Genomic DNA, 10605 nt, shown 5'->3' with positions numbered 1-10605 from the left:
CGGTGCGGGCCCGCACCGCGCCTCCCGTCCAGAGCGGAGAACGCGTGAGGGGTTGCGCTCGTCCGAGGAGTGAGTGTACAGTCACTCTCATGACGACGAAGAGCCCGATCCTCTCCACCGCGGAGGTCCGACGCCCGGTCGTCGCTGCGGCTGCACTCACCGAGTTCGCCCGCGGCGGCTACCACGGCACGACGGTCGCCGACGTCGCCCGCGCGGCGAGCATCTCGCCGGCGTACGTCTTCAAGCTCTTCCCCCGGAAGGAGTCGCTGTTCGTCGCCGGCCTGGAACTCTGCTACGACGAGGTGCTCCGAGCGCTCGAGGTCGGAGCCGACGAGTCGGCGGACCAGTCCCCGGCAGCACTCCTGCACGCGATGGGCGGCGCGTACGCGGAACTCATCCGCGACCGCACGCTGCTCATGCTGCAGGTGCACGCACAGTCCGTCGCGGACGTGCCCGAGATCGGGGCGGCGCTCCGGTCCGGCCTGGCGAGGATCACGATGCTCGCCAAGCGGCGCACCGGGGCACCCGACGCCGAGGTCCAGCGCTTCATGGCGTTCGGCCAGCTCTGCCACCTCATCGTCACCGCCCAGATCGACGAGGTGCCCGACGAGTGGGCGGGGATCCTCGCCGAGGGGATCCGCCACCCGGAATGACCCAGGTCCGGACGCCTTGTCCGGTCCGAAAAGTGAGTGAGCAATCACTCTTTACACGAAGGAAGCCCTATGAAGAACGACATCACCATGCGGTGGATCGCCCTGGTCCCCTACGCAGCGCTCGTCCTCGCGATGTTCGCGGCGTGGGACTGACGGCACCACCGTCGACCGACCCCTGCCGACCCCGACCGATCCCGACCGACACGAGGAGCACCCGTGAACACCGACCGCCCGACCACCACCGTCTGGACCCGCGAGAAGGTCGCCTGGTGGGCGACCTTCGCCGTCCTCACCCTCAGCGCCGTCGCGATGCTCGGCCTCTGGGACTGAGCAGACCGCCGCGGGGGCGGGCGCGACCGCCCGCCCCCGCCCTCCCAGCCACGACTCCGAGCCGGGCCTCGCCCGGCGTCGGTACCCGCCCGCCGCCAGTAAAGGAAGCACGACCATGTCAACGCACACCCTCCTCCCCACGTCCCCCGCTGTGACCGCCGCGCCGCGGAGCAGCCGCCGCTGGCTCGCCCTCAGCGTCCTCGCACTCGCCCAGTTCCTCGTCGTCCTCGACGCGTCGATCGTGAACATCGCCCTGCCGGTCCTCGGAGACCAGCTCCACATGGACACCGCGGCGCTCGCCTGGGTCATCACCGCCTACGTCCTCGCGTTCGGCGGCCTGCTGCTCCTCGGCGGTCGCCTCGCCGACCGGTACGGACACCGCCGGGTGTTCCTGGTCGGCGTGGCCGGCTTCGTCGGCGCCTCCGCCCTGGCCGGACTGTCCGTGTCGAGCGGCATGCTCCTCACCGCCCGGTCGCTCCAGGGTGCCTCGGCAGCCCTGCTCGCCCCCGCCGCGCTCGCGCTCCTCACCCACCTCTTCCCCGACGCCGGTGAACGCACCAAGGCGCTCGGCGTCTGGGGTGGCGTGGCCGGCATCGGTTCCGCCGCGGGCGTCCTGCTCGGCGGGGTTCTGACCGCCGCACTCGGATGGCAGTCCGTGTTCTTCGTCAACGTCCCGATCGGCGTGCTCGTCCTCGTCGCCATCCCGTTCCTCGTGACCCGCGACGCCGTCCGTGCCCAGGGGAAGCTCGACGTCGCCGGTGCAGCGACCATCACCGGCGCACTCGTCGCCGCGGTCGGGGCGCTGTCCGCCGTCCAGCAGGTCGGCTTCGTCCACCCCCTCACCATCGGCCTCGGCATCGCCGCTGTCGTGCTCGGCGTGGCGTTCGTCCTGGTCGAGCGCCGGACCTCCGACGCACTCGTCCCCCTGTCGGTGTTCCGCAACCGGAACCTCAGCGTCGGCAACCTGGTCATGGTCCTCGTCGGAGCCGCCATGGTCGCGCTCTTCTTCGCCCTGTCCGTCTTCATGCAGGCGGTGCTCGGCTACGACGCCCTCACCACCGGGCTCACGCAGCTGCCCCTCGCCGGCGCCCTCGTGGTGATCGCCGGGCTCGCGCCGACGGTCATCGGCCGGATCGGGGCGAAGGCGACCCTCGTCGGCTCCCTCGTGACCCTCGCCGCAGGCCTGGTGTGGCTCGCCGCCGCTCCCGCCGACGCGGTCTTCCTCACCCAGATCCTCGGCCCGACGATCCTCATCGGGGTCGGCATGGGCGGCGCATTCGTCACCACGACCCAGCTCTCGGTCGACGATGTGGACGGCGGCGAAGCAGGGCTGGCCGGCGGCCTCGTGAACACCAGCCAGCAGGTCGGCGGCGCCCTCGGGCTCGCGGTGCTCTCCACGATCGCAGCGGTCCGGACCGACGCACTCGTGCACGCCGGCGTCGCGACGGCTCCCGCCATGGCCGGCGGGTTCTCGTGGCTCTTCCTCGGCGCGGCCGCCGTCACACTGGTCGCCGCGGGGGTCGCCACGACCGCGCGGCGCGGTCACTGACGGACCAGGGTCCGACAGCGAGGACGGGAGGCGCGGTGCCGACGGGCACCGCGCCTCCCGTCGTCTTCTGCGTTCGGGGACGGAACGGTCATCTCCTCGATTCGGTGATCGCCTCGTTCGCGATGGCGAGCGCGCCCGGGAGGTTGAAGCCGCTGGTCGTCGCCGTCCTGTCGATCGCTCGCGGCGTATCGATCCGAGGTGCGAAGGACACGTTCGGCCGCTTCAGGAGCACCCCACGCCAGTGGTCGATGACCTCGTTCTCCGCGGGGATGACGTCAGCCAGCACGATCGGCAAGCCGGTCACCTGCAGCATCATGTGCGCAGGCGACTCCGCCCTCCCCTGCGCCAGTCGCATCACCGTGTCCAAGGTCGCGGGGAAGACGATGAAACACTCCGAGCCACCGCTCTGACCGTCCCTCCACGAACGGGGCACCGACCCGGCGTCCCAGTCGTCGAGCCAGACCTCACCGTTCGCGAGCGCTCGCAACGCCTCGACCGAGACGAACGTCGCAGCACGGACGGACACGGAGAGGTTCACGATCACCTCGGGGGTCGTGAACCGCAGCCAGTTGACCCACCACGGCACCAGTGACGCCGAGACCGAACCCGACACGTGGAGGTGCAGCTCCCTTCCAGCGAACGTCGTGAGCGTCTGCGGCGCCGTCACGTCCGGACCCCCGGGTGAACGTGCTCCCACTCAGAGACCAAGATCGGTTGCACCCGTTGCTCCGCCGGCGCGGAGGGGAAGTAGTTCACGAGGAGGAACTGGAACTTGTCACTCGCGCCCGGCGGGAGGAGACCCCGTCCAGCGTCCGCGACGAGTTCGTATGCGGTGCTCGACGTGATGAAGTCGAACCGCGAGTAGTTCGACTTCATCACGGACAGCTGTTGCATCGCGTCGAAGAGGGCTTTCGGGCCACGGCTCCGCGGGTGGAAGACGATGTTGAGGACGTGGTGCCCGATGGTCGGGGTCACGTCCTGCCACTGCGTCGGGGCTGCGGGCGTCTCCCCTGCACCGGTCCGCACCAGCAGGTGCACGTTCTGCACGCCGGGGTTCGGTGCGAAGAACCGCCAGCCGGGGATCGTCCATCCACCGACGTACCGGCGGAGGTCCAGGTTGAAGGAGTCGGGGGTGTTGAACAACGTGGTCGCGATGAGGTGTGCGGTCAGTGCTCCGGTCGCTGCCGCCCCGAGCGCCCGACGGACGCTAAGCGACGGCATCGAGGGCCTCCTCGATCACGGCTGCGACCTGCGCGGCGTTCTGGCGGAAGCCGATGATCGAGCGGTGTGACGAATCCGGGACGAAACGATGCGTCGCATCGAGCTTGCGGGCGAACTCGGCTTGTTGCGCGGCGTTCTCCTGCGACGCGACGAGGAAGCGGTTCGGGACCTCGCGGAGTGCTTCGAGCACCCCCTCGGCGCCGAGCTCGAAGTACTCCCGGGTCGCACGGTGGATGTTCCGCGGGCCGAAGACGAACTGCACGGTGCCGCTCTGTTGGTCCGGCTCGTACCGGGACTGGCGATCCACCGCGTGCGGCGTGAAGTTGTAGATCCCGGTGAGCGCGGCGAACATGCTCCGCGCCTGGGATTGGAGGAACGAACCGACTCGCCGGCGATCACGGCGATCGGCTGCGAACAGATCGGGGTCGGTGCCGTCCACGACGACCACCGAGGCGATCTTCCTGCCCGCGACCTCGTGACCGACGTACCCTGCGAGCACCAGCACACCGATGGAGTGCGAAACCGCCACGAGGGGACCGGAGGAGCCGACGTGCCTGACGAGCGCGTCGACAGCGGCGAGCGGTTCGGCCGAGGAGGTCGTCGATCCGTACCCTCGACGGTGGTATGCCACGAGGTGACAGTCGGCGCGCACCGAGTCGCTGACCCACGCCCATGCATCGAGTGGGTTCCCGAGGCCCGCCTCGAGGATGACGACCGGTGCCGTCCCCGGGTCGATGTCCGGATCGCCGGGAGCGCGGTGGACGTACTCGACATCGCCGTCACGAACCGTCAGGAGCGCCGTTCCCTTGAGGCCACGCCGTCGCTCGACGTCGAGCGCGCGTTGCACGGTTGCGTAGGTCGCCGTGGTCGCCGTGACAGCGGCGGCCGAGGTCAGCACGACACGTTCGAGCTTCGATGTGGGAAGGGCGTGGCCGCCGAGCACGTACTGGACCGCGCCGTGGGACCCGGTGAACCCCCAGATGAACCGCGGCAGCTCCATCACACCGGCGACGGCCAAGTGGAAGCCCTTCACCCCCCAGAGCGCAACACGGCTCCACCGCTCCGGCAGGACGTAGATGATCGGGAAGGAGACCTCCCACAGTGGAGTCGCCCAGGTGAGCACACGCGCGAGCTCGGGTCGAGCCTTCAGGAAGCCCGCCACGGGTCCGTTGCCGTACGCCTGGGTCTGGACGACCTCCCCGAGCGCGTCGCCTTGCACCCAGCTGGAGCCGAAGAGCTTCGCGATCCCGGACACGAAGTAGCTCAAGGCCGCCTGGAGGTTCACGGCGCGGAGGAACAAGTCGTCCGCACGCTCGGGATCCGGTACGAGCGCGGACACGGTGCGGTACTGCGTGATGACAGCGGTCATCTGGTCAGCACCGTCACGGCCGTACGGGGTCCTGATCTCGTTCAGCCGGTTGCAGGCACCGATGACCGCGGAGGCCGCGATCTGCAGCCCACGCCGGTTCCGCCCCAGTAGCAGCGCGACGCTCGCGGCGAGGTTCACGGCTGCGAGCACCTTCGGGGTCGTCGGGGCATCGAGGGCAGTCGCCAGTCTGTGCCGCACCGTGCCCGGCACCGAACCGCGAGCAGACACACCGCGGAGGAGACCATCACGGCGGTACAGGGAACCGACCGTGAGTGCTTCGACAGAACTGAGGATCTGACCGACGGCGATCGGCGCCATCGTGGCGTTGATCGCGTGACGACGCGGATCGAGGGGCCGCCTGAGCGGACGGACACGGCGCAGCAGCATGGTCGGGAGCAACCTCCAGGACAGGACGGACGAGGCGGTGAACTCCCCGCTCATCGACGAGCGGGGAGCCGCCCGGTGCTAGCAGATGAGGCAGATCGTGCTTCCCGCGACAACGAACTCCGCCGCGGCGACGACGGTCGGCGTCGTCATCGCGGGGATGGAGGCGTCAGCACGAGCGCCCGCTTCGGCAGAGGACAATGCGGTGTTCGCGAACGCCTGTACCTCGAGGATTTCACTGTTCATCGGATTCCCTTTCTCAGATGCCGGAACGGCCGTCCCGACAGGGTTCACCCCGCGAGGAGGTGGTTCTCGGCGCGCCGGAGCTCGGTGGTCGCCCCGGTACCAGGGACGAGCGCGAGCTGGCGCCGTACGGCAGGGGAACGCGCTCCGCACTGCTCCACGGAGCAGGGGCACGTGGACAGCACGCGCGAGGAGCAGGAGCAGCGTTCACTGAGCACGCAGCTACTGTCCGTCGGTGTACCGAACGCCATCACAGCCCCCCAGCCTTGGTCCAGTCGTCGAGTTCCCGCACCACCGTGGTGCGCGATCCCGCCGTCGACAACCCGTTCCACCCCGCGAACGGGTGACGACGATGCGAGCAAGCTAACAGACCCAGAACGACCTGTCCACTGTCGGCAGGTCAGGAGCGGCGTCGCCACCGTACGAGCAAGAAGACCGCGAGGACGAGCGCGACAGCGACCAGCGACGCCACGGACCCCGAGGCCGCGGCGACCCCCGCGAGGACTGCGAGCAGGGGCGCGTCCAGCGCCCACAGCACACGGAGCAGCGGCATCGGGTCCCCGACTGCCGAGGGCGCCGGCGTCATCAGGAAGAGCGGGGCGGGACCGCGGAGGCTGTTGCTCACACGCGCTGCCATCACGATGATCGGGAACGCGAACGCAGCCCACAGGTTCGCCACGGGGACGCTCGGGTCGACGACCGCATGCACCACGACCACTGACCCCGCCGTCACGACCGTGGTGAGGACGACGGGGAAGACACTGTGCAGCAGCACCAGGACGCCCTCGCCGATGCCGAAGAGCGGCTGGTCCCGGGACACTCGAGCAACGTGGTGCAGCCCGCGGGTGAATGCTCCCGTCGCGGAGTACAGCAGACCAGCGGTGACGGCCCCGAGCAGCGGCGCGGCTGCTCGGTCCTGTGCCGCCACGAACAGGAGGAAGCCCGCGAACGACGCGGCGATGATCGCCCCGAGGAAGCGCGCTGGCGTGCGTACCGAGCCGACAGCGTCGCGCACCACCACCAACACGACGGGTCCCGCCCCGTGGACGACCGCCTGGATGCGACGTCCGCGACTCGGCAGCGCCTGGTAGGACTCCGCCGCCGACCCGAAGTCGAGGCTGACCGCATGCGCGATCGCCGAGTCCCACCGACTGGACTGGGTCGTGATCGTCGCCGGCGTGATCGCGTCGAGGAACAGCGGCGCAGCTGCCACACCCAGTACCGCGATCAGGCCCAGCACCAGTGTCCCCGAGAGGTCGACTGTCGGGCTCACCCATGCGTGTTCCACGGAAGGTACTCCGACCGCTCCGGCACCCGACCCGGTCACGGCGACGAGTGCCGCCACGAGGAGGAGTGCGGCGGCGAGGGCTCCTGCAGTTCGAGGATGCGCCTCTCCGACGAGCCAGCACACGGCGACCATCGTCCCCATCAGGAGGCCGCGGACAGCGAAGTCGACGGCGGCTGCCACAGGCACGATCTCGACTGCCACCGTCACCGCGCCGATGAAACCGGCGAAGGCAGCCCCCGTCACCGCGAGGCTGACCACCGCGATGATCGTCCGCTGCCGGAAGGCGACCCGTCCGGGCAGCTCACTCGACGTCAAGGTGTAGGCGAGGAACGGCGGCGCGACCGCGGGACCGCGATTCCTCCCGACGATCAGTGTCGCCGCGAGCATCGCGAGCTCGACGACGGCGGCGATGACCGGAGCGTGTGGGGCGGCCAGCTCCGCAGCGGCGGCGGGCACCGTCAACGCCAGCCACGCAGCGCGCACCACCGGTGCTCCGATGATGAGCGCGGACATCACCAGGGCGTACGCGACGTACGCGCGGTCCGCGGTGCCGCGCGGCGCTCGTGCCCGCCAGATGCCGGTCGTCGCAGCGACGCGCGAGTTCACGGTCGGCGGTCCAGATCGAGCTCCCGGTCGGCGAGCTGCGAGGTGAGCGCCTGGCTGTGCGTCGCGATGACCACGGCCACACCAGCTGATCGCCGGCGATCGAGCGTCTCTCCCACGCGTTCGACGTGCTCGGCGTCGAGCCGTTGTTCCGGTTCATCCAGGATCAGGACGTCGAACGGGCGGGCGAGCGAGAGAGCGAGCGTGAACAACTGCTGCTGGCCGGAGGAGAGCTCGTGCGGGAACCGCCGGAGCAGACCCTCCAGCCCGAGTTCCCCGAGTGCCGCGGCAGCGCTCTGCTCGGCTGCACCGCGATCGTCGAACCACGTCGCCGCGACCATGCGGACGTGGTCCTCGACGGTGAGGTCGGGCGCTGTCGGCGGAGCACCGAGCAACGCCGAGACCCGCCGTCGGAACATGCGATCCCTGCGGGACACCGGGGCCCCGCCGATCGTCACCGATCCGCTGCTCGGCGCGCGGACACCGGCCAGCACCTTGAGCAGGGTCGACTTCCCCGCACCGTTGTGGCCACGCACGACCAACACCTCGCCGGCGTCCACGTGCGTGGTCGTCGGAGCCAGCAGCGTGACGTCACCTGCGACGACCCCGACCCGGTCGACGGCGACCTCGGGGAGTGCGGCAGTCCGATGCTCGTCGCTCACGAAGGAGATCCCGCCAGGATGAACAGCCCGGTGATGCGGCCGTCGTCTCGGAAGCTGATGCGGGCAGTGCAGGCGTCGGTCGCGAAGACGAGCGGTGTCGTCGTGATGGTGTACCCGGATGCGCGGGTCACGACGGTTTCTTCCCGGTGGTCGAAGGCGCCGACGGACGCGACGACCTGTGACCACGCCGCCGACAAGCCGTCAGCCTGCAACCGGGCGCGCATCGCGTCATCGAACCGGTCGACGACGGCGTCCCAGGATCCGGATGTCAGGTCGTCGATCACGGACGATGCGCGGTCGATCGCGATGGACTCAGCGTCGGTCACGAGCTCCTCACCGATGCTCGGAGCGGGTGTGGACCGGTTGAACCGTTGGAATGCCGCCTGCCGACTGATGCCCAGCGCTGCCCCGACCTGCTGCCAGGTGACGCCCGCTCGCCGCGCCTCCGCGACGGCCGCCGCCAACATCGCCGTCGTCTGCTCGCCGAGGGCCTGTACGGCGACGATGCGGTCGAGCGGCTGGTCCGCCTCCTGCAGTACGGGGGAGGCGATGATCTCTCCGACACTGCGGTACAGGCGAGATGCCAGCTCGTACACCTCGTCGGTCATGCGTCAAGACTACCTTCACAGGCGGCACGAACGTCAAGCGCATCCTGCACGTCGTGGCGGTCCGACGGGAGCGCTCGCAGCCGGGTCACGGTGAGCCACCTGCCGCCGCGTGGTCCGACCGGATGCACTGATGCCCGCTCCAGGAGATCAACCGGATCTACGCGCAACGTCTGCTCCGTGACCTCCTCGCGCGCCAGGACACCACGCTCCTGCTCCGCTCCCGGTACGGCTTCACCGACCTGACGCTGCACCACTACGCCACGCACGAGGACCCGGGCATCCCGGACGCCGCCGCCGAGTGGATCGCGCGGGCCGAGCAGTTGACGTACTTCCCGGTCATCGACCAGATCGCCGCGCAGCCCGCCGGCGCTCTGCTCGCCGTGGTCCTCCGCCGGGCTCGTGGGGCGCAGCTGTCCAAGCTGCCGCACCGCGTCGGGCACCACCTGCGGACGGCGCTGCGGGCGGGCCGGTGAGCGGCGGGATCGTCGTCGTCGACGACTACTTCCCGAGCGTCGGCACCGGTTTCCGGCTCGCCGAGTTCAGCTGGCTGCTCCGCCGCGGCGTCGTGTCCGAGGTGCTCACCACGGTCACGCCGCTCGACGAGCGGATCGCCTGGTACTCGGCGGCGCAACCGCTGGTGTGGCAACGAGTCCGGCAGTACGACGACGAGCGACTGGCGGCGCACGAACTCGCCTACGTCCTGTTCCTCAACAACGCCCACCACCACGTCGACACGTTCGAGCGCCTCGGGCTGCCCTTCGTCGTCACGCTGTACCCGGGCGGCGGGTTGTACCTCGACGAACCCGAGGCCGAAGCGAAGCTCGAGCGGGTGCTGACATCACCGATGCTGCGCCACGTCGTCACCACGCAGGGCATCGTGACCGAGCGGGTCCGCCGCACCGTGGGCGAGGACGTCCCCGTCACCGAGATCGTCGGCGTCGTCGTGGACCCGGAGTACCTCGCCCCGGGCCCCGGTCATCGAGACGACTACTTCGACCCGATGACCGACGGCTCCGAGCTCGACCTGTGCTTCGTCGCCCACCGGTACACGCCGGGCGGGGCCGACAAGGGCTTCCCCGAGTTCGTGCAGACGCTGAGGGGCCTGCGGGACCGGGGCATCCCGGTCCGTGGGCACGTCGTCGGTGGGTTCTCGGCCGAGGACCTGCCGGACGACGCCCGCGACCTCCCGATCACCTTCCTCGGCACCCTGCCGACCGTGGAACTCCGGCAGTTCTTCGCCTCGATGGACGTCATCGTGTCCCCGACCCGCCCGGACACGCTCGCGCCGGGTGCGTTCGACGGGTTCCCCACCGGAGCGACGGTCGAAGCGGCCCTGTCCGGCGTCGCGATCGTCGCCTCGGACGCCCGGGGGCAGAACACGCTGTTCCGGGACGGCCGGGACGCCCTCATCGTCCCGCCGGACCCGGAGCACATCGTCGAACGACTGCTGTCGGTGGTGCAACGGCCGGGAGAACTCCGCCGCCTCGCGCAGGCAGGGCTCGCCACCGCGCGACGGGGGTACTCGGTGGACCGGCAGCTCTGGCAGCGTCGGACCGTGCTCGAGTCGGCGTTGGAGCAGGTCCGGGCGGCGAACGCGGCTGTCGGGGACGACGCCGCACTCGCCGTCTGAGGGGCGCGAGCTCCGCGCTCCACGCTCCCGGGCTGTCCGGGTCCGCACTACAGACGGACTGGAGG

General features: G+C 70.2%; 11 protein-coding genes. 4 read left to right on the top strand and 7 right to left on the bottom strand.

Translation table 11 applies throughout. From position 1 onward, the window contains the following. Positions 1-89 precede the first annotated feature (89 nt). The gene (locus ACTJKO_RS00800; protein ID WP_440684680.1) at positions 90-653 is read left to right on the top strand and encodes a TetR/AcrR family transcriptional regulator; all 564 of its coding nucleotides are present in this window, start codon (positions 90-92) and stop codon (positions 651-653) included. A gap of 445 nt (positions 654-1098) precedes the next feature. After that, entirely contained in the window at positions 1099-2532 is a 1434-nt protein-coding gene (locus tag ACTJKO_RS00795; RefSeq protein ID WP_440684678.1) for an MFS transporter, read from the top strand. 88 nt (positions 2533-2620) lie between these two features. Here ACTJKO_RS00795 and ACTJKO_RS00790 read toward each other — a convergent pair whose 3' ends face one another. The 7 genes from ACTJKO_RS00790 to ACTJKO_RS00760 form a co-directional block, all read right to left on the bottom strand. Further along, positions 2621-3199 carry a CypD family RiPP peptide-cysteine decarboxylase gene (locus tag ACTJKO_RS00790; RefSeq protein ID WP_440684676.1) on the bottom strand — a complete coding sequence of 193 codons (579 nt, stop codon included), beginning with the start codon at positions 3197-3199 and terminating at the stop codon, positions 2621-2623. Further along, positions 3196-3753: a hypothetical protein gene (locus tag ACTJKO_RS00785; RefSeq protein ID WP_440684674.1), complete on the bottom strand. Its 558-nt coding sequence runs from the start codon at positions 3751-3753 to the stop codon at positions 3196-3198. The genes ACTJKO_RS00790 and ACTJKO_RS00785 overlap by 4 nt, the downstream gene beginning before the upstream one ends. Next, positions 3740-5509, bottom strand: coding sequence for an alpha/beta fold hydrolase (locus ACTJKO_RS00780; RefSeq protein WP_440684672.1), 1770 nt, complete (start codon positions 5507-5509; stop codon positions 3740-3742). The genes ACTJKO_RS00785 and ACTJKO_RS00780 overlap by 14 nt, the downstream gene beginning before the upstream one ends. 78 nt (positions 5510-5587) lie before the next feature. Continuing rightward, complete coding sequence (locus tag ACTJKO_RS00775; RefSeq protein WP_440684670.1) at positions 5588-5752, bottom strand: cypemycin family RiPP; 165 nt, start codon at positions 5750-5752, stop codon at positions 5588-5590. Between the two features lie 397 nt (positions 5753-6149). Continuing rightward, positions 6150-7643, bottom strand: coding sequence for a hypothetical protein (locus ACTJKO_RS00770; RefSeq protein ID WP_440684668.1), 1494 nt, complete (start codon positions 7641-7643; stop codon positions 6150-6152). Next, entirely contained in the window at positions 7640-8302 is a 663-nt protein-coding gene (locus ACTJKO_RS00765) for an ABC transporter ATP-binding protein (protein ID WP_440684667.1), read from the bottom strand. The genes ACTJKO_RS00770 and ACTJKO_RS00765 overlap by 4 nt, the downstream gene beginning before the upstream one ends. Next, on the bottom strand, positions 8299-8910 hold the full coding sequence (locus tag ACTJKO_RS00760; protein WP_440684665.1) for a DUF3887 domain-containing protein: 612 nt from the start codon (positions 8908-8910) through the stop codon (positions 8299-8301). Before ACTJKO_RS00760 ends, ACTJKO_RS00765 begins: the two co-directional genes overlap by 4 nt. Before the next feature lie 320 nt (positions 8911-9230). On the opposite strand from ACTJKO_RS00760, the gene ACTJKO_RS00755 reads away from it, so the two are divergent. Beyond that, positions 9231-9383, top strand: coding sequence for a hypothetical protein (locus ACTJKO_RS00755; protein WP_440684663.1), 153 nt, complete (start codon positions 9231-9233; stop codon positions 9381-9383). Continuing rightward, entirely contained in the window at positions 9380-10540 is a 1161-nt protein-coding gene (locus ACTJKO_RS00750) for a glycosyltransferase family 4 protein (RefSeq protein WP_440684661.1), read from the top strand. The genes ACTJKO_RS00755 and ACTJKO_RS00750 overlap by 4 nt, the downstream gene beginning before the upstream one ends. Positions 10541-10605 lie beyond the last annotated feature (65 nt).

Source organism: Curtobacterium sp. 22159 (assembly GCF_052045775.1).
GTDB lineage: Bacteria > Actinomycetota > Actinomycetes > Actinomycetales > Microbacteriaceae > Curtobacterium.
This window is presented reverse-complemented; position numbering and strand designations above follow the sequence as displayed.